General features: G+C 38.8%; 15 protein-coding genes and 1 tRNA gene. 4 read left to right on the top strand and 12 right to left on the bottom strand.

Going from position 1 to position 19358, the window contains the following annotated elements; all coding sequences use genetic code 11:
• Nucleotides 1-162: 162 nt before the first annotated feature.
• The 4 genes from tpiA to EJK17_RS08440 form a co-directional block, all read right to left on the bottom strand.
• Nucleotides 163-921, bottom strand: coding sequence for a triose-phosphate isomerase (gene tpiA, locus EJK17_RS08425; protein WP_103662216.1), 759 nt, complete (start codon nucleotides 919-921; stop codon nucleotides 163-165).
• 27 nt (nucleotides 922-948) lie between these two features.
• Entirely contained in the window at nucleotides 949-2160 is a 1212-nt protein-coding gene (locus EJK17_RS08430) for a phosphoglycerate kinase (RefSeq protein WP_103662215.1), read from the bottom strand.
• A 113-nt stretch (nucleotides 2161-2273) separates the two neighbouring features.
• The gene (gap, locus tag EJK17_RS08435) at nucleotides 2274-3290 is read right to left on the bottom strand and encodes a type I glyceraldehyde-3-phosphate dehydrogenase (protein ID WP_103662214.1); all 1017 of its coding nucleotides are present in this window, start codon (nucleotides 3288-3290) and stop codon (nucleotides 2274-2276) included.
• A gap of 54 nt (nucleotides 3291-3344) precedes the next feature.
• Nucleotides 3345-4376, bottom strand: a complete 1032-nt coding sequence (locus EJK17_RS08440; protein ID WP_103662213.1) for a sugar-binding transcriptional regulator — start codon at nucleotides 4374-4376, stop codon at nucleotides 3345-3347.
• 250 nt (nucleotides 4377-4626) lie between these two features.
• On the opposite strand from EJK17_RS08440, the gene EJK17_RS08445 reads away from it, so the two are divergent.
• Nucleotides 4627-4698 (top strand) — tRNA-Arg (locus EJK17_RS08445).
• A gap of 43 nt (nucleotides 4699-4741) precedes the next feature.
• Here the strand turns inward: EJK17_RS08445 and EJK17_RS08450 are convergent.
• Complete coding sequence (locus EJK17_RS08450; protein WP_103662212.1) at nucleotides 4742-6235, bottom strand: LBA0864 family S-layer associated protein; 1494 nt, start codon at nucleotides 6233-6235, stop codon at nucleotides 4742-4744.
• Between the two features lie 161 nt (nucleotides 6236-6396).
• Here EJK17_RS08450 and EJK17_RS08455 point away from each other — a divergent pair, with 161 nt between their 5' ends.
• Both EJK17_RS08455 and EJK17_RS08460 read left to right on the top strand, forming a co-directional pair.
• Nucleotides 6397-7827 (top strand): APC family permease, encoded by a 1431-nt coding sequence (locus tag EJK17_RS08455; protein ID WP_103662211.1) that lies wholly within the window; start codon nucleotides 6397-6399, stop codon nucleotides 7825-7827.
• A gap of 93 nt (nucleotides 7828-7920) precedes the next feature.
• A complete protein-coding gene (locus EJK17_RS08460; RefSeq protein ID WP_103662210.1) occupies nucleotides 7921-8361 on the top strand; it encodes a Fur family transcriptional regulator in 441 nt (146 codons plus the stop codon).
• A 39-nt stretch (nucleotides 8362-8400) separates the two neighbouring features.
• On the opposite strand, the gene EJK17_RS08465 is transcribed toward EJK17_RS08460, so the two are convergent.
• Nucleotides 8401-9996, bottom strand: a complete 1596-nt coding sequence (locus tag EJK17_RS08465) for an SH3-like domain-containing protein (RefSeq protein WP_369823626.1) — start codon at nucleotides 9994-9996, stop codon at nucleotides 8401-8403.
• A gap of 175 nt (nucleotides 9997-10171) precedes the next feature.
• On the opposite strand from EJK17_RS08465, the gene clpP reads away from it, so the two are divergent.
• Complete coding sequence (gene clpP, locus EJK17_RS08470; protein ID WP_103662208.1) at nucleotides 10172-10756, top strand: ATP-dependent Clp endopeptidase proteolytic subunit ClpP; 585 nt, start codon at nucleotides 10172-10174, stop codon at nucleotides 10754-10756.
• 54 nt (nucleotides 10757-10810) lie between these two features.
• Here the strand turns inward: clpP and whiA are convergent, their stop codons facing one another.
• The 6 genes from whiA to uvrB form a co-directional block, all read right to left on the bottom strand.
• Complete coding sequence (gene whiA / locus EJK17_RS08475) at nucleotides 10811-11746, bottom strand: DNA-binding protein WhiA (protein WP_103662207.1); 936 nt, start codon at nucleotides 11744-11746, stop codon at nucleotides 10811-10813.
• Nucleotides 11746-12783, bottom strand: a complete 1038-nt coding sequence (locus EJK17_RS08480; protein ID WP_103662206.1) for a gluconeogenesis factor YvcK family protein — start codon at nucleotides 12781-12783, stop codon at nucleotides 11746-11748. Before EJK17_RS08480 ends, whiA begins: the two co-directional genes overlap by 1 nt.
• 10 nt (nucleotides 12784-12793) lie before the next feature.
• Nucleotides 12794-13669: an RNase adapter RapZ gene (gene rapZ / locus EJK17_RS08485; protein WP_127796346.1), complete on the bottom strand. Its 876-nt coding sequence runs from the start codon at nucleotides 13667-13669 to the stop codon at nucleotides 12794-12796.
• Nucleotides 13670-13874: 205 nt separating this feature from the next.
• Complete coding sequence (locus tag EJK17_RS08490) at nucleotides 13875-14417, bottom strand: HdeD family acid-resistance protein (RefSeq protein ID WP_103662204.1); 543 nt, start codon at nucleotides 14415-14417, stop codon at nucleotides 13875-13877.
• A gap of 40 nt (nucleotides 14418-14457) precedes the next feature.
• The gene (uvrA, locus tag EJK17_RS08495; protein ID WP_103662203.1) at nucleotides 14458-17310 is read right to left on the bottom strand and encodes an excinuclease ABC subunit UvrA; all 2853 of its coding nucleotides are present in this window, start codon (nucleotides 17308-17310) and stop codon (nucleotides 14458-14460) included.
• Nucleotides 17300-19345 carry an excinuclease ABC subunit UvrB gene (uvrB, locus tag EJK17_RS08500; protein WP_103662202.1) on the bottom strand — a complete coding sequence of 682 codons (2046 nt, stop codon included), beginning with the start codon at nucleotides 19343-19345 and terminating at the stop codon, nucleotides 17300-17302. Before uvrB ends, uvrA begins: the two co-directional genes overlap by 11 nt.
• Nucleotides 19346-19358 lie beyond the last annotated feature (13 nt).

Raw genomic sequence — 19358 nt, forward strand, 5'->3', positions numbered from 1 at the left:
CAAAAAGGTGAGCAGATAGTTCTATAGCTGCTCACCTTTATTTTTATTGTAAAAGAAAAAGAACCGAATCCAAATAATTCGGTTCTAAAAGCGTCAAATTTGTCAATGTCTTAACTTAATGACATTGGAATGTCTTCCAAACCTTTTTCTATATGACAGTAATTAGTCTTGGTAGTTTACCAAAGCTAAGTATGAATCTGGCTTAAGTGAAGCACCACCAACTAAGCCACCATCAATGTCAGGCTTTGACATTAATTCCTTAACGTTAGCTGGCTTTACAGAACCACCGTATTGGATACGAACGTTTTCTGCAGTTTCTTCGTTGTACAAGTCCTTAACAGTTTCACGGATAGTCTTGCACATTTCTTCAGCTTGATCTGATGAAGCAGTCTTGCCAGTACCAATAGCCCAGATTGGTTCATAGGCAATAACAAGGTTAGAAACTTGATCAGCAGTTAAACCAGCCAAAGCAGCTTTGATTTGGCTAACTACCCATTCTTCTTGCTTGTTAGCTTCACGAGTTTCAAGTGATTCACCACAGCAAATAATTGGCTTCATGCCATTAGCAAAAATAGCCTTAGCTTTCTTGTTGATGTCTTCATCAGTTTCGTGGAAGTAGCCACGACGTTCTGAGTGACCAATAATTACGTAGTCCATGCCCATTTCCTTCAAAACCTTTGGAGAGGTTTCACCAGTGAAGGCACCTTCATCTTCGAAGTAGCAGTTTTCTGCACCGATGTGCAAGTTTGAGCCCTTAGCTGCTTTTCTCAAAGCATCAAGGTCAACTGCTGGAGCACAAATAAGTGATTCAACTTTGTTTGGATCTGGTAACTTATCCTTAACAGCGTTAACGAATTCAGTAGTTGCTTCTGGATTCATGTGTAACTTCCAGTTACCAGCAATAATTGGTGTACGACTCATTAGTCTATTATCTCCTTATACCTAAAATTACTTGTCTTGTACGCAAGCGATACCTGGCAATACCTTACCTTCAAGGTAGTTAAGTGAAGCACCACCACCAGTTGAAATGTGGCTAATCTTAGGTGCGATACCCAATTGCTTAGCAGCAGCAGTTGAGTCACCACCACCGATGATAGTAGTTGCGTCAGCAAGGTTTGCTAAAGCACGACCAACTTCCAAAGTACCTTCAGCAAAGTTAGGCATTTCGAAAGCACCCATTGGGCCGTTCCAAACAACAGTCTTAGCATCCTTCAAGATTTCCTTGAATTTAGCAATAGTCTTAGGACCGATGTCAAGACCCATCATGTTGTCAGGAATGTCATCACCAACAACTTCACGTGAAGCATCGTTTGAGAATTCAGTTGCAGCTACGTTGTCAACTGGAAGAACGATCTTGTCGCCAGCTTTTTCAAGCAATTCCTTAGCAAGGTCTACCTTGTCAGCTTCAAATAATGATTTACCAATCTTGTGGCCTTGAGCTGCCAAGAAGGTGTAAGCCATACCACCACCGATTAAAATGTGGTCTGACTTAGGAATCAAGTTGTTGATAACACCAATCTTGTCTGAAACCTTAGCACCACCCAAGATAGTTACAAATGGGTGTACAGGATTGTCAACAGCATCACCTAAGTACTTGATTTCCTTTTCAAGCAAGAAACCAGCAGCTGCAGGCTTGCCATTTTTCTTCATAGCAGTAGCGATACCTACGTTTGAAGCGTGGCTTCTGTGAGCAGTACCAAAGGCATCGTTTACGAACATGTCGCCAAGACTTGCCCAGTATTCGCCAAGCTTAGGATCGTTACCTGATTCACGTTTACCAAAGTCGTTGTCAATGTCTTGGAATCTGGTGTTTTCAAGAACAACAACGTCGCCATCTTTCATGTTGTTGATAGCGTCTTCTACTTCCTTACCTTCATTTGATGGTACGAAAGTTACAGGCTTCTTAAGAAGTTCACTTAAACGTTCTGCAACTGGCTTTAATGATAATTCTTTCTTGTCAGCGTCTGACTTTACACGGCCCAAGTGACTCAAAAGAATAGCCTTACCGCCATTTTCAATGATGTATTTAATAGTTGGAAGTGCAGCAACGATACGGTTGTCATCACCGATCACACCGTCCTTAATAGGAACATTGAAGTCTACACGTACTAAAACCTTTTTGCCTTTAACATCAAGGTCATCAACGATTAATTTAGCCATTATAATCCTCCGATTATTTGATATTTTTCCTTCAAAAAAAGGCGGAAGGAAGAATCTCCCTCCGCCTTCTCAATTACCACTTAACTATATAATCAGTTAATTTAAATTAATGATTAAAGAGTTGCAAAGTGTAATAAAGTACGAACCATTTGGCAAGTGAATGAGTATTCGTTGTCGTACCAAGCAACAGTCTTAACTAATTGCTTGTCACCTGCAGTAGTTACCATAGTTTGAGTTGGGTCAAAGATTGAACCAGCAGTCATGTTGATAACGTCGCTTGAAACGATGTGGTCACCATTGTAAGCAAATGATGGGCTTTCGTACTTCTTCATAGCTTCGTTAACTTCGTCAGCAGTAACCTTCTTGCTCAAGATTGATACTAATTCAGTTTCTGAACCATCTGGAACTGGAACACGTTGTGCGTGACCGTTCATCTTACCGTTCAAGTCAGGCAATACCAAACCGATAGCCTTAGCTGAACCAGTAGTATGAGGAATAATGTTTTCAGCAGCAGCACGAGCGTCTTGTTCCTTACCACTGCGAGCAGGACCATCCAAAGTCATTTGAGTACCAGTGTAAGCGTGGATAGTAGTCATAGTAGCAACTTCGATACCGAATTCCTTGTTCAAAGCGTTTGCCATTGGAGCAAGTGAGTTGGTAGTACATGAAGCAGCTGAAACAATCTTGTCGTCAGCAGTTAAAGTGTTTTCGTTTACTGAGTAAACGATAGTCTTCAAGTCGTTACCAGCTGGAGCTGAAATCAATACACGCTTAGCACCTGCGTCAAGGTGAGCTTGTGACTTAGCCTTGCTAGTGTAGAAACCAGTACATTCAAGAACGAAGTCAACACCATCGTTCTTAACCCATGGAATGTTTTGTGCTTGTGGTTCTGCGTATACGTGGTACTTCTTACCGTCAACTACGATTGAATCTTCAGTTGATGAAACTTCGTGGTTGAAAGTACCATGAGTAGTGTCGTACTTAAGCAAGTAAGCAAGCATTGCTGGAGTAGTCAAGTCGTTGATAGCAACAACTTCGATGTCCTTTGACTTTTCGCCCAAGTCCATAATACGACGGAATGCTAAACGACCGATACGGCCGAAACCGTTAATACCAATTTTAACTGTCATAACCTAAAGTCCTCCTTAAGAACTATAAACAACAATTTATTTTAAACGAGAAGTTTACTTCTCCTTTAAAATCGCATTTGAGGCACCCTCATCAGTAATTAACCAGGTTTGATGAGGTGCATTTGGCATATAAGCCTTAATTGCGTCAGCTTTTCTTGATCCGCAAGCAAGAGCAAATATGTGAGGTATTTTTTTCAGATTCTCAAACTGCAATCCAACCTGGGTGATGCGTTCAACAATCTTGCCAGTGTCATCGAAGAAACACCCGAAACATTCGGTGACAGCTTTTTTATCACGAAGCTCTGAAAGTCTGATTGAATCATACCCTCGGCGTTTAGCCATTTCTTGGGCTAAACCAATGCCATGAATCACAGCATCACTTTGTGATATGTCTTGCAGCACACTAGAGATCGAATTTTCACGAATTAGTGAACGATAAGCAACTTCAGAAACTTGTTCTGGTAAATACAATGTTTTGTAAGTACCTAAAGTCTTAGCTGCCATTTCCTGAACAATCGTATTACTTTGAGTCGTAACATTTTCACCCAAAGCTCCGCGCCCAGGAACAAACTCTAATTGGCGATTATTACCGAGCTGCTTTGACAAATAACTAGCAGACTTGGCAACGTCGATTCCACCTAGTACCGTGATAATTGAATGACCTAATGGTAATAGCAAATTCAAAGCTGAATTTAACTGCTCACCCATTTCTTCATATACTCGATCTTGTAAGTCAGCATTTCCCGGCACAATAATTGTCCGATCAATGCCTAACTTGCGTGCAAGCTTAACTTCTGTCTCACCTGCATTGAACAAGCGATCAATTAACGGTGCTGCATCTTGTAATGTCTTCTCGCCTTTTTCAGTTAAGACCATACCGTAATTACGAATTTCGATTAAACCAAGCTTTTTTAAGTACTCAGTTTCAGTTCGAACATTACGTTCAGATAGTCTTAGCTGCTGAGCCACATTTCTACGCCCAACTGGCGCGTGTAATGAAATCTGCTCAAGGACAAGATACCTTTGTCGAAGAATCTTTAAGACATCGGGAACGAGAGCTTCGAGCAAGGATAAGTCCGAGTTCATAAGCCCCTCCTTTCCGTGGGACGCTCGGTGACCATATGTGTGTCATTTACCGTCCCAGCTTGCTTAAAAATATAAGAGAAACGTAGTTTTGAGCTTTTTAGTTCAATACACATTTCCCAATCGACACTGTTAGTATAACAATGAATTTTTTCGAATTCAAGAAAAAACTTACGCTTTTTAAAATTAAAAAAAGACAAGCGAAAAGGTTTTAATTTTTGATAATTTTTTGATATACTAATTACTGTTGTATGGACCCTTAGTGTAATGGATCGCACGTAAGATTCCGGTTCTTGAAATCTGGGTTCGACTCCCAGGGGGTCCATAAGAAAAGAGCAGCTGCATCGCAGCTGCTCTTTTCTTTTGCCTTAAATTCTGCCTTTAGTTAATTCTGCTCTTTGAGCGAATTGAACGTATAAGTTAGATCCGGTACCAGACATACCTTCAATTTCACGACGAGTGTGGAAACAATAATGCTTCTTAGTTTTACCATTTTCATTCACACGGAAAATGTGATCATTGAAGCCGATGAAGAAGTCACCATCAGCATAAGCAAAACCTTGTACTGGTGAATTGCTAATAAATCTACCTTTTGTAGCACCAACTTCTTCTGCAGTCCATTCATCCCCATCACGGGTTAATTTCCAATATTCATAGCAGTTGTAGCCGCCATTATGGAACAAGGCATACATTGTATTATCACCAACAAACGTTGCGTTATGAATATAGCGGTTGCTTGCAATTCTGAAAGTCCAAATCTTCTTGATCTTCATATCGCTTTTACTAATTTGAAAGATTTCTTCTGATTTTGGACCGTTATTATAGTTATTGTCATTAGCCATGACATAAATTGAAGAACTTGTTGAACCTAGTGATTGACCATGACCTAATTTAATATACGGACTAACTTTGATGTTCTGAGCATATGACTTAAAGCTATTCCAACTCATAGTTGTTAAGTTTTGCGCAGCAGTTTTGCTCTTGATTGCATTCAAATTATAAGAAACAAGGTGACCAAATTGACTACTGCTGCTAGTAAACATCGAAGTTACAAAATCATTGCCATTAACAGTAATACCTTCTGGAATTACCCCAACTTGGCCCATCTTGTCACCTGCTTGACCATAACCCAGACTGACAAATCGAGGTTGGAAAAGACGAGTTCTCAAGGTTAAGCCGTTACTCTTAAAGGTATTGCCAGAAGTTTCTGAACGGTAACCATGGGCACGATTCCAGTTTCTTGAAGAGCCTTTAGAACCACCATTCCAAGTAGTAGTACTCTTAAAGCCGGTTTCTGCCTTCTTATCAGCAGTAGCATCTTGACCATCGTAAACTTTAATATCCATACTAGCCTTAGCTTTACCATAGCTATATTTCACAGTTGTAGCAGCGGTACTTACGTGAGCCTGAGAAACGTGAACTTTACTTGGGTTAACTGCAGTTCCTTGACTGTTAGTTACATAGTTAATCGCATCCCTAGTTGGGAAAGCGTAACTTGAGTTCTTAACTAAAGAAACATCTTTAGCTACAGAAATCTTGTTACGAGCAAAGAAGTTTTGGCTAACCCAACCAACATGACGGCCGTCAACATAAATGTCCCAGAAATTACCCTTTTTAGTTGAGACATAACGCTTTGATTGAATTTGACCATGTTTAAAGTACTTGGTAGAAGTAAACTTTCCGGATGGGCCACTGCCAGATACATTGTGGTAAATCGCATAATTTCCATTTCCAGCAATCTTAGTTACTGCCTTACTGAAACTTTTGGCACTGGCAGGCTTAGCTGTAGTGCTGACTAAGACACTGCCCATTAACAAGGCAGCAGTAGCCATAACAACTTTAAAACTATTTTTTCCTTTCATAATTTTCCTCCAAACAATTTCATCCCGGATATTTTAGCACATTTTTATTCACAATTTCATATTAGTTTGGGTAAAAGTTCTAATAAGCTGTTTTATTTTTTCTTCTCATATTATAATTAAAAACGTAACAATTCTAATAGTGATAGAGATAGGAGATTTTTATGGTTGAATCCCAAAACAATCCTAAAAAGATGATGTGGACAACCTTAGCAATGATGGCCTTTTCTACCGTTTGGGGATTTGGTAATGTTGTTAACGGCTATGTCTATTTCGATGGCACGAAAGTCATCTTTAGCTGGATTGTCATGTTTTTGTTGTACTTTGTTCCTTATGCCCTCATGGTAGGTGAACTTGGTGCCACCTTTAAGAATGCTGAAGGTGGGGTTTCCTCCTGGGTTAACGCTACAATGGGCGCTAAATGGGCATACTACGCTGGTTGGACTTACTGGGCTTGTCACGTCGTTTACATTTCTAGTAAAGGTACCGGTGGTTTAAGAGCCATGGCTTGGGGCATCTTTGGTAACACGCATTGGTATGATAGTCTGCCAACGGCTACTACTCAACTTGCGACCTTAGTTGTCTTTCTTTTCTTCTGTTGGGTGGCCAGTCGCGGGGTACCAGTTTTAAAGACTTTGGCTACTATTGCCGGAACTTCAATGTTCATCATGTCAATTTTATTTATCATCATGATGTTTGCCGCTCCTGCAATCAATCCTCATGCTAGTTACTACTCAATTGATTTTAATTGGAAAAACTTTTTACCAACCTTCAATATCAAATACTTAACTTCACTTTCAATCTTAGTCTTTGCTGTTGGTGGTTGTGAAAAGATTTCACCATATGTTAATAAAGTGAAGGATCCGACCAAGAACTTCCCTAAAGCAATGATGGCTTTAGCAATCATGGTTATGGTTTCTGCGATCTTAGGAACTTTTGCCATGGCCTTAATGTTTGATCCTAAAGTAGTTAACAATCATTTAAACGAATACATTTCAAATGGGGCTTACATGGCCTTCCAAAGATTAGGTGAATACTATCACGTTGGTGGATTATTCATGTACATCTACTCTTGGTGTAACGTAATTGGCCAATTCTCAACTTTAGTAATTAGTATTGATGCGCCATTAAGAATGTTATTAGGTAGTAAAGAAGCTAAAAACTTTATCCCTAAAGGCTTACTTAAGCTAAACAAACATGGTGCTTACATTAATGGGATTTGGATGGTAGTCATTCTTTCCGGTGGTTTAATTGCTGCACAAGCCTTGCTTCCAGATGCATTAGCAGTCATGGCCCAGTTAGTGAAACTTAACTCAACTACAATGCCGTTGCGTTATCTCTGGGTCTTTGCGGCATATATTGCCTTAAGAAAGCACCAAGCCAAATTTGAAACAACTTATCAAATGACTAAGCATCAAGGCTTAGCTTATACTGCTGGTATTTGGTGTTTCCTTGTAACTGCAGCTTGCTGTATCATGGGAATTTACTCACCAGATCCATTTACGCTCTTCTTGAACATTATTACTCCAATTATCTTAGTTGTCTTAGGTTTAATCTTGCCAGCAATTAAGAAATATCAAGAAGCCAAAAATTAGTTATTTAGAATAGTTATAAATAAAAGCGTCGAAAACGGCGCTTTTATTTTTTTCATGCTAAACTATAGATGAACTATTTGGAGGTGAAAAAAGTTGACGGAAAACACAGCTCAAACACTCCTTCATCATCATCATCTTAAGGCGACCAAACCACGAATCAAGATTCTGAGCTACTTAATGCAAAGCCATAATCATCCTACAGTGGACACCATTTACCACGATTTAGCTGGTGATGAACAATTGAACAAAGCAACCATTTATAACACACTTAATACCTTAATTGGCGTGGGAATGGTAATCGAAATTAAGAATGGTAGTAATTCAAGCCACTATGATTACTTTGTTAAACCACACTTTCATATTATTTGTAAAAATTGTGGTCGCATTGCCGATGTAGTTTATCCCCATTTCGACGAAATTGAAAATCAAATGCGGGTTGAATCTGAGAAACAAACTGGCTATATTACTTCTTCTAGCCATTTAGAAATCTACGGTTTATGCCCTGAATGTCAACAAAAATTAGCAGATAAATAAAAAAGAGTTTGGAAAATTCCAAACTCTTTTTTACCTTGCTTAGTTTAACTTTTGCACACTCTTAAGTAATTCTGCACGTTGAGCTAAGTTGAAGTACAAGTGACCATCATCAACAGAAATACCTTCAATTTCACGACCAGTAGTGAAATCGTAGTATCCCTTGTAAGTACCAGTACGTCCTACCTTAACCACAATATCATTAAAGGCAATGTAGAAGTTCTTATTCTTAGAGTCATAAGTAAATCCTTGAACAGGACCAGTACCACCAACAAAGTCACCTTCAGTAGCTCCAACTAAAGTTGGATACCAGTTGTCTCCCTTGCGGTTGAATTCCCAGTATTCGTAGCAATCACGTTTTTCATCATAGTTTAAAGTGTACATTTGCTTGTCACTCACAACTACACCATTCTTGAAGTAACGTGGATCACTATCATTACCGTTCCAGCATTTAATTGTCCAAATCTTGTTGATCAACATGTCACTACGACGAATTTGAACTAATTCTTCTGACTTGTTAGTATCAACATCATTATTGTTAACTAAAGCGTAAACATATTTCTTAGTTGATCCCATTGCTTGACCGTGACCAATTGGAACATAAGGACTAACCTTAATGTTTTGAACATAGCTGTTGAACTTAGACTGTTTCATTGTCAACAAATGTTGTGGTTCAAATGGATCAGTTAATTTACTTAAATCATAACCAACAATGTGACCTTGAATTGAACTAGTGTAACTAAGCAAACTAGTAAAGGCCCAATTATGAGAAACAGTTACCCCTTCAGGGATGTGACCTACACGGTTGATTTCACCTTCATTAGCAGAGTTAGTCTTAACACTGAGCAATACTGGTTGGAAGAGTCTCGTCTTCATAGTAATTCCATTACTGCTCCAAGAGTGAGTATCAGTTTCTGGAGAGTATTCCTTGTTACTAATGTAGTTTAATGAAGAACCATAGTGAGAATCCCAACTCTTAAGTGAAGTGGTCCCCTTCTTAGGAGTTACCGCATTAGCGTTAGCAATCCCTTCTTTAGTACTCTTTCTAACGGTAATCTTAGTGCTTGCCTTAGCTTTACCTAAACTGTATTTAACAGTGTAGGTCTTAGGCTTATCACAGTTGATTACATCTTTAGAAATATCAACATCTTCATTATCAACTACAGTACCAGTATCGTCGGTAGCATAACTGATTGCATCACTAGCATCGAAAACATAATTACTGTTTCTTACCAAACTTACAGTCTTAGGAACAGCAATTTGGTTACGAGCAAAGAATTTTTCATTAACCCAACCAACACGACGACCATCAACATAAATTAACCAATAGGTTGCTTTCTTAGTCTTAATACTTTGGTTAGATTGAATATGGTTATAACGGAAAACAATGGCATCAGCCACTTTACCTGAAACCTTACCGTTAACCACATTCTTCCAAACTTTATAATTCTTAGTTCCAGCAACTTTAGTCATTAAGTTATAACTACTAATAACTTGTGCTGGGCTCTTCTTAGTTTCTACAGTTGATGCTGCATCATCAGTGCTATCTTTAGCAGAAACTAGGTTTGAATATCCAGCTAATAATCCAACAGTTAATGCCATAGCCGAACTGGCTGTTACAATCTTTTTATAATTCAAATTATTTCTCCTAAAACACATAAATCTTACCTTGTATATTGTAATATAAATTTATTGTAATAAAAAATACAAAATTAATACACTTTGTTTGACATGAATAATAGTAAGTGATTTAATTAGCACTGTACCTATAAGAGTGCTAATTAAAGATTTTAAAAATTTAGGAGGCAGATTTATGCTTGTACCTACAGTTATTGAACAAACTACTCGTGGAGAACGCGCATATGACATTTACTCACGTCTATTAAAAGACCGCATTATCATGTTGAGTGGTGAAATTAACGACCAAATGGCTAACTCAATCATTGCTCAATTATTATTCCTTGATGCACAAGACAACACTAAAGACATTTCTCTTTACATCAACTCACCAGGTGGTGTGATTACTTCTGGTTTAGCAATCATGGATACGATGAACTTTATTAAGTCAGACGTTTCTACGATTGCCATCGGGATGGCTGCTTCAATGGCATCTATTCTTTTAACTAGTGGTACTAAAGGCAAGCGTTTTGCATTACCTAACTCAACTGTCTTGATTCACCAACCATTAGGTGGAGCTCAAGGTCAACAAACTGATATTCAAATCGCTGCTAACGAAATTTTGAAGAGTCGTAAGAAGATTAACGAAATTTTGCACGAAACTACTGGCCAACCTTTGGAAAAGATCCAAAAGGATACTGAACGTGATAACTACTTAACAGCTGAAGAAGCTAAGGAATATGGCTTGATTGACGAAATTATGGTCAATAAAAAGAAGTAATACTTAGCTTAAGGTCTAAAAAAGAGTTTGGAATTAATTTCCAAACTCTTTTTTCTATGCTCTTAAACTGTCAGCTATTTCACGAATTTTTTTAAAGCGATGATTAACTCCGGATTTAGAAATAGGCCCATCAGGTACTTGCGCTGCAACATCTTTCAATGAAAGCTCTGGGTGCTGCAAACGAAAACGAGCTAAAGTCTGCAATTTTTCGGGCAAACTATCAATGCCTTCCTGCTCTTCAATCACTTGAATATCCTCGATTTGCTTAGCAGCGGCATTGGCTGTCTTTTTAAGATTTGCAGTATCGCAATTAACCAAGCGATTAACAGAATTGCGCATATCCCGCATAATTCTGAGATCTTCAAATGAAAGCATGGCATTTAAGGCTCCAACAATATGCAGAAAATCGCCAATCTTTTCTGCTTCCTTAAGATAAGCAATATAGCCACTTCGTCTTTTAGTGATTTTGGCATTTAAATAAAAGAACTTATTCATCAGCTCTGCCAAATCACGATTATGGTCTTCGTATGTCGAATAAATTTCCAGATGATATCTACTTGTCTCTGGATTATTGACACTACCACCGGCCAAAAAGGCCCCGCGTAAATACGACATTGCGCCTTCGCGAGAATTCATAATTCGCTTGGGAATTCTAGTAATCAATCCTTCCTCAGAATCCCAAATCAGCAAGCTTTCCATAATTTCTTTAACGTGTTGCTGCAAACGTACTAAATATTGATTATTCTTTTTTAGTTTCATTTTTCGCGAAACAATTAAAAGAGGCTCAATCCCAAAAGCCACTTTAATTAATTTGAACACGCGACGCGCAATTGCTGGATTTTCAGTCGTAATATCCAAACTAAACTGGTGATCATGCAAGTTTAAAACACCATTCATTCGCAAAAAAGCAGCTAATTCCGCCTTGGCATGTTCTGGGTGTACCTCCAGCGAAGTTAGCTCCTTTTTGACATCACTAGCATAACTAGCCATTAATCATCATCCATTCTTTTCCGTGACATTGCCTCAAATGCCAAATTGATTATTTCCTTACCTACTTTGTGACCATCATGAAATACTAAACCGTGTCGTTGATCAATAAAGTCATCAGTAATAACGCGACAATTTTGTTCGCGTAAACCTTCAAAATCATTACGAACAGGCTCTAAATAGGCATCATAATCTTCAGGGTGAAATTTAGTCATATCGATTTTGGCACCATTGACTAAAGCTGTATTGATAAAATGACCGCCTAAATGATCATTAATTACCCGGACGTGGTCTGCATCACTAAAGTGATCAGTTTCCCCGCGCTGAGTCATAATGTTACAGATATAAATTACTTCTGCTTTGGTTTCTCTAACAGCTTCACCTAGATTGGAAATCATTAAGTTAGGCAAAATAGAAGTAAATAAACTACCGGGCCCTAAAACTACGGCATCAGCCTGCATAATTGCCGCTAAAACAGGCAAAACTGCCTTAGGAGTTTCATTAGAATTCGTATCTGTAACCCAAACTCGCTTAATACGCTTATCTTTTGAAGTGATTTCCGTTTCACCCACTTCAGTTGAACCATCCACAAATTCTGCATTCAGAGTTAATGGTTCATTAGAAGCTGGAAAGACGTGCCCATCCACCTTCATCATCTTAGATAAAGATTGGACCGCATCAAAAATATTGCCATGCATTTCATTTAAGGCTGCAATAATTAAATTGCCAATCGCATGTCCTGAGAAGAATGAGTCGGAAGAATCAAAGCGATATTGAAAAATATTTTTTTCTTCTTGAGAAATATCACTTAAAGATACTAAAACATTACGAATGTCACCAGGTGGGACAACGTTAATAAAGTTTCTAATTGACCCAGAGGACCCACCATCATCAGAAACCGTTACAATGGCCGTAATTTCGGCATTCTGATCTTTTAAAGCATTAAGAATAACTGGTAAACCTGTTCCGCCACCAATTACCACTACTCGTGGGCGTCTTCCCTTAATGACACGCACAATTCTGGTTTCGCCATATGCCATCTTCTCACCTCTATTTTCTAATGTAACGACTAATTTCTCGATGAGTAATATCAACAGGATATTTTTTAGCTAAATCTCGCGCTAATTGTTGCGCAATTGACACACTACGGTGCTGACCGCCAGTACAGCCAATCGCAATGGTTAACTTTTCTTTACCTTCTTTAATATAGCCAGGAATGGCTGTCTCAAGTAGATCAAGCAACTTTTGATAGAAGACTTGTGTTTCTTCGTTAGTCATTACGTAATCAAAAACCCGCTTGTCTAAGCCAGTAAATGGCCGCAATTCTGGAATATAAAATGGATTAGGCAAAAAACGCACATCCATTACTACGTCAGCATCAATTGGCATCCCATATTTAAAACCAAAAGACATTACTTCAATTGAAAATGGTTGGCGTTTTCGATCGCTAAATTCATTTAATAAACGTTGCTTTAATTGCTTAGTAGTTAAGTTTGAGGTGTCAATCAGATAATTAGAGCGATTTTTAATGGGTGTTAAAATATCACGCTCTGCTTTAATCCCATCTAATAAACGCCCACTTGTAGCTAGCGGCGGTAAACGCCGAGTCTCTTTATAACGTGCTACTAAAGTATCATCAGAAGAATCTAAGAAGAGAATTGTAGCTTGTGCCTTCCCATTATCTTCAAGAGAATTAACTTCATTGAGTAGATCTTTATAAAAGCTCTTAACCCGTAAGTCAATTACCACTGCTACTTTTTTGAAGTCATTAGAATTAATCATTAAATCCCAAAAACTTCCAAGCAAGGTTGGTGGTAAATTATCTACCACGAAATAACCCATATCTTCTAGAGCATGAGCAGTCACTGTTTTTCCAGCGCCACTCATCCCCGTTACGATCAGCAATTGCTTTTTATCCTCAGCCATGATGTGCCTCCATCCTCCGCTCAATTATAACATACCGGGTGTTTCTTACTAATTTTTTTAGCATACTCCATTCCAGAATTATCGTGGTCAGAAACAGAAATAGCCGACTATAGTTACGAACATAAATTAAGCACTACGTGCTTCAATTTAGTTCTGCACTATCTCGGCTATTTCTCGAGAAGTTTCTTCCCACTCACTTAAAAAATTAGCGGTGCATCCAAGCAACTACAATTTCATTAATTCCGAATACTAACAACCAAAAAGCAACTAACCAAATCAAACTTAAAGCTGCTAAGACTGGGTTCAAAATTAAGAAAAATGCAAGAATTAAACTCAAAATGTTCATAATCAAGTTAAACAAGAAGTAACCATTTGAAAAGTCCTTCAAGTGCCATGAAAAGACAATCCCAACTACTGAGTCCACAAAGAACCAGATAGCAAACAAGTAGGCAATGGTTAAACCACCAATGTCATATGAACATAAGAACAAAATCCCAATGATGATATCTAGAATCCCAGAAACTAAAGTTACCCAACTCCGCACAAAGAAATCACGGAAACGAGTATAAGCTGAAATCCAAACCACACCTTGAACAATTGATAGAACAGCAAAGATTAAAACAAAGGCATGTAATCCCTTTTCTGGGTGACGAAGAAGCAAAAATGCGGCAACAATCATTAAGATACCGGCAATTAATGCTCCCCAGTCAAAGCCCCGATTGTTTCTTGAACTAGAAAAAATATCCATTTTCATCCTCCTTGCTACATATTCTACACTTATTCACTCGTTATTGCTCGTGCTTTTTTTCTGCAGCAAGAGTTAATGCAGTATCCCGCTCAAGAACTGGTTTAAGATATTGACCTGTATAACTTTCCTTAACTTTGACTAATTCTTCAGGGGTACCAGTAGCAACTACATTACCGCCACCTTCACCGCCCTCAGGTCCTAAGTCGATTAACCAGTCAGCGCATTTAATGACGTCTAAATTGTGTTCAATAATTAACACAGTATTTCCTTGATCAACCAAACGTTGTAAAACTTCCATTAAACGCTTGATATCATCGGTATGTAAACCAGTGGTTGGCTCATCAAGAATGTAGAAGTTTTTACCAGTTGAAAGTCTTTGCAATTCAGCTGCTAACTTCATTCTTTGCGCTTCACCACCAGACAAAGTTGTAGCTGATTGCCCCAATTTAACGTAACCTAAACCAACATCAACAATGGTCTGCAATTTGCGTTCAATTTTAGGAATATTCTTAAAGAACTTAGTTGCTTCGCTAATCGTCATATCAAGCACTTGCGCAATATTCTTTTCACGATAAGTAACTTCCAAAGTTTCTGAATTGTAACGCGTCCCATGACAAACTTCACAAGGAACATAAACATCAGGTAGGAAGTTCATTTCAATCTTAATGATCCCGTCACCATGGCAGGCCTCACAGCGTCCGCCTTTAACATTAAAGGAGAATCTGGCCTTGGTGTATCCCCGCATCTTAGCTTCATTGGTTTGAGCAAACAGTGCCCGAATATCGTCAAAAACGCTAGTATACGTTGCTGGATTACTCCGCGGAGTTCGCCCAATTGGACTTTGGTCAATGTCAATGATCTTTTCAATATTCTTATAACCAGAAATGCTCTTATACTTCCCAGGTTTGGTTGAATTATTATTTAACTTTTGTGCCAATGCCCGCTTCAAGATCATATTAACTAAAGTGGATTTTCCTGAACCAGAAACCCCCGTCACTACTGTTAACTTACCCAAAGGGAAATCAACATTAATGTTCTTTAAATTGTTTTCGGCGGCACCCTTAATGGTAATCTTCTTACCATTTCCCTTTCTTCGCTTTAAAGGAACAGGTACAAACTTCTTACCAGCTAAATATTGACCAGTTAAAGAATTAGGGTTGGCCTCAACTTCTTCAGGAGTACCAGCTGCCATGACTTTACCGCCATAAACACCAGCTCCAGGTCCCATATCAACCAAGTAATCGGCTTGCCGCATGGTCTCATCATCGTGTTCAACCACAATTAAAGAATTATCTAAATCACGCATCCGCTTCAAAGAATGAATCAAACGATCATTATCTCTTTGATGCAATCCAATTGAAGGCTCGTCTAGAACGTACATTACTCCTGACAAATTGGAACCAATTTGCGTAGCTAACCGAATCCGTTGTGCTTCTCCCCCAGATAAAGTGTTAGCCGAACGGGATAATGTCAAATAATCTAAGCCAACACTATCAAGAAAGCTAAGTCGATCCTTAACCTCTTTTAAAATTGGCTTTGCAATGGTAGTCTTTTGTTCATTAAAGGATAACTGCTTAAAGAAATAGAGTGCTTTATTGATCGACAAATCTGATGCCTGAGCGATGTCCTTATGCCCCACTTTAACAGCCAAAGCTTTTTCATTGAGCCGCTTACCATGACAAACAGAACAAGTTAACTCAGTCATATATTTGCCCATAGCATCCCGCATAAACTTGGACATTGGGTGATGATAACGACGGTCTACATTATCCAGCACTCCTTCAAATGGCTGGATCGTATCATTAACGCCAAAATCACCAGTGACATGGAATTTCACCGCTTTAGTTGAACCATGCAAAATAATTTCTTTTTGGCGTTTAGTCAATTTGCTAAATGGCTTGTCCATCGGAATCTTTAACGCAGCACAAGCTTGTTCAAGCATGGCAGAGTAATACTTAGAATTCTTCCAAGGAACTAAAGCACCTTCTGCCAGAGTTTTACTCTTATCTGGAATAACTAAATCCTCGTCAACCGATAATTTCATACCTAACCCATCACAAGCAGGACATGCACCAAATGGTGCGTTAAATGAGAATAATCTTGGTTCCATCTCCCCAACTGTAAAGCCACATTTTGGACAAGCATAGTATTCGGAGAAGTTAAGCATTTCACCGCCGATGACATCAACATTCATATAACCATCAGATAAACGCAAGGCAGCTTCGACGGAATCAAATAATCGCGACCGAATACTTTCTTTGACAATCAATCGGTCGACTACGATATCAATTGAGTGCCGTTTATTTTTGGCTAAAGCAAAATCTTCACCAATTTCATGCATCTCACCATCAACAATCACCCGTACATAACCGGCACGTTGCACCCGTTTAAAGACCTCTTTATGTTCACCGCGCTTTTCACGAATAACTGGGGCTAATAATTGAATTTTGGTCCGCTCTGGCAAAGCCATAATTCGATCAACCATTTGATCAACACTTTGACGCTCAATAACCGTTCCATCGTTAGGACAAACTGGCGTCCCTACTCTTGCCCACAACAAACGCAAATAATCATTAATTTCAGTCACAGTTCCGACTGTAGAACGAGGGTTGTGCGAAGTTGTCTTTTGATCAATTGAAATCGCTGGATTTAAGCCATCGATTGAATCCACATCAGGTTTATCCATTTGCCCCAAAAATTGACGGGCATAGCTAGATAAAGATTGGACGTAACGCCGGCGCCCTTCAGCATAAAGGGTGTCAAAAGCAAGAGAACTTTTTCCTGAACCAGAAAGACCGGTAACTACGACTAACTTACCTTTGGGAATCGTCAAATTGATATTTTTTAAATTATGTTCGCGCGCACCGCGAATAACAATCTTATCATTTGCCATTAAAATTCTTTCCTTTTCTCTTCTTTAACTTTCTTGTTGAACTTTCAAGTTCCATAATTGCATCCCGCAAGTTAGCAGCTTCTTCGAAGTCAAGCTTCTTAGCTGCAGCTTGCATCTGCTCAAGTAAACTCTTGATCATGGTTTGCTTTTGCTTAGCAGTCAATTCATCGAAGTTAAGATCAGCAAAACTATCGCTCTTTTCCGCTGTCTTGTCACTAGTCTTAGTAGCGGAAATGGCGTTACGAATTGGTTTAATGATCGTTTTAGGAGTTATTCCATGCTCTTCATTAAACTTCATCTGAATCTTTCGCCGCCGGTTTGTGGCATCAATGGCCATCCGCATTGAATCAGTGATCGTGTCGGCATACATAATAACTTCACCATGCGCATTTCTTGCAGCCCGTCCCATAGTTTGAACTAGTGGCCGGTATGAGCGCAAGAAACCTTCTTTATCTGCATCCAGAATCGCCACTAAGGAAACTTCTGGCACGTCAATTCCTTCTCTTAAGAGGTTAATCCCAATTAAGACATCAAATTTCCCTAACCGTAAATCACGCAAAATTTGCATTCGCTCTAAAGTTTTAATATCTGAGTGCAAATATCGAACTTTAATCCCTAAATCTTTCAGGTAGTCGGTTAAATCTTCGGCCATTTTCTTAGTCAAAGTAGTAACAAAAACCCGTTCATTACGTTCAATTCGTTTATTAATTTCACCAACTAAGTCATCAATTTGTCCTTCAATTGGCCTTACTTCCACCTTTGGATCAAGTAAGCCCGTTGGCCGAATCAATTGCTCAACCTTATGGTCCGTCCGCTCTAATTCGTAATCACCAGGCGTTGCTGAAACATACAGAATTTGGTTAACATGCTTTTCAAATTCCTGTAATTTTAGTGGTCGGTTATCAAGAGCTGATGGTAAACGGAAACCATAATCAATTAAGGTTTGCTTACGATTACGGTCCCCGTTATACATGGCACGCAATTCCGGCATCGTTGCATGAGATTCATCAATTAATATTAAGAAATCATCTGGGAAGAAATCCAGTAAAGTATATGGCGGTTCACCTGCTTTACGACCTTCCATATGACGAGAATAATTTTCGATTCCGTTAGTATAGCCAACTTCACTCATCATTTCCATATCATATGTGGTTCGCTGCTTAATTCTTTGTGCTTCCAGTAATTTCCCTTCGCCTTCAAACTTTTTAACTTGTAAGTCCATTTCATTAGAAATTGCTTTTAAAGCACGCCGCATTTGCTCATCATTGGTCATGAAGTGAGTAGCTGGGAAAAGAGAAATATTCTCCCGCTCACCAATCACTTCACCAGTCAGTGAATCAATTTCAACGATCCGGTCAATTTCATCACCAAAAAATTCTACCCGGTAAGCATGCTTAGAGTTACCAGCTGGAAAAATTTCAACTACATCTCCACGGACACGGAAACGTCCACGCTGAAAATCAATATCGTTACGATCATATTGAATATTAACTAAATCTCGCAATAAAGTGTTACGTTCGTATTCATCGCCTTCATGCAAAGTTAAAACACTTCGAGCATATTCTTTAGGATCACCTAAACCATAAATACAAGATACTGACGCCACAACAATGACATCATTGCGTTCCATTAAAGCACTAGTTGCAGCATGCCGCAGCTGATCGATTTCATCATTAATAGCTGAATCTTTTTCAATATATGTATCAGACTGTGGTACATAAGCTTCAGGTTGATAGTAATCGTAGTAAGAGACAAAATACTCAACAGCATTATGAGGAAAGAAATCTTTAAACTCACCATACAGCTGGCCTACTAAAGTCTTATTATGAGAAATTACCAAAGTCGGCTTATTGAGTTTGGCAATAATGTTAGCCATGGTGAAGGTTTTACCAGTCCCAGTAGCCCCTTCCAAGATTTGTTCTTTATCGCCGTTTTTAAAACCGGCTGTTAACTTGTCAATCGCCTGTTGCTGATCACCAGCTGGTTTAAATTTAGAAACTAATTCAAATTTTCGATTTTCTTGTCGCTTAATCATTAAAAGACCCCTC

The organism is Lactobacillus xujianguonis, from assembly GCF_004009905.1.
GTDB classification, from domain to species: Bacteria; Bacillota; Bacilli; order Lactobacillales; family Lactobacillaceae; genus Lactobacillus; species Lactobacillus xujianguonis.

Bases quoted from the DNA above. Each gene is read 5' to 3' on its own strand.
- tpiA (WP_103662216.1), bottom strand. From the start codon at position 921: ATGAGTCGTACACCAATTATTGCTGGTAACTGGAAGTTACACATGAAT.
- EJK17_RS08430 (WP_103662215.1), bottom strand. From the start codon at position 2,160: ATGGCTAAATTAATCGTTGATGACCTTGATGTTAAAGGCAAAAAGGTT.
- gap (WP_103662214.1), bottom strand. From the start codon at position 3,290: ATGACAGTTAAAATTGGTATTAACGGTTTCGGCCGTATCGGTCGTTTA.
- EJK17_RS08440 (WP_103662213.1), bottom strand. From the start codon at position 4,376: ATGAACTCGGACTTATCCTTGCTCGAAGCTCTCGTTCCCGATGTCTTA.
- EJK17_RS08450 (WP_103662212.1), bottom strand. From the start codon at position 6,235: ATGAAAGGAAAAAATAGTTTTAAAGTTGTTATGGCTACTGCTGCCTTG.
- EJK17_RS08455 (WP_103662211.1), top strand. From the start codon at position 6,397: ATGGTTGAATCCCAAAACAATCCTAAAAAGATGATGTGGACAACCTTA.
- clpP (WP_103662208.1), top strand. From the start codon at position 10,172: ATGCTTGTACCTACAGTTATTGAACAAACTACTCGTGGAGAACGCGCA.
- whiA (WP_103662207.1), bottom strand. From the start codon at position 11,746: ATGGCTAGTTATGCTAGTGATGTCAAAAAGGAGCTAACTTCGCTGGAG.
- EJK17_RS08480 (WP_103662206.1), bottom strand. From the start codon at position 12,783: ATGGCATATGGCGAAACCAGAATTGTGCGTGTCATTAAGGGAAGACGC.
- rapZ (WP_127796346.1), bottom strand. From the start codon at position 13,669: ATGGCTGAGGATAAAAAGCAATTGCTGATCGTAACGGGGATGAGTGGC.
- EJK17_RS08490 (WP_103662204.1), bottom strand. From the start codon at position 14,417: ATGGATATTTTTTCTAGTTCAAGAAACAATCGGGGCTTTGACTGGGGA.
- uvrA (WP_103662203.1), bottom strand. From the start codon at position 17,310: ATGGCAAATGATAAGATTGTTATTCGCGGTGCGCGCGAACATAATTTA.
- uvrB (WP_103662202.1), bottom strand. From the start codon at position 19,345: ATGATTAAGCGACAAGAAAATCGAAAATTTGAATTAGTTTCTAAATTT.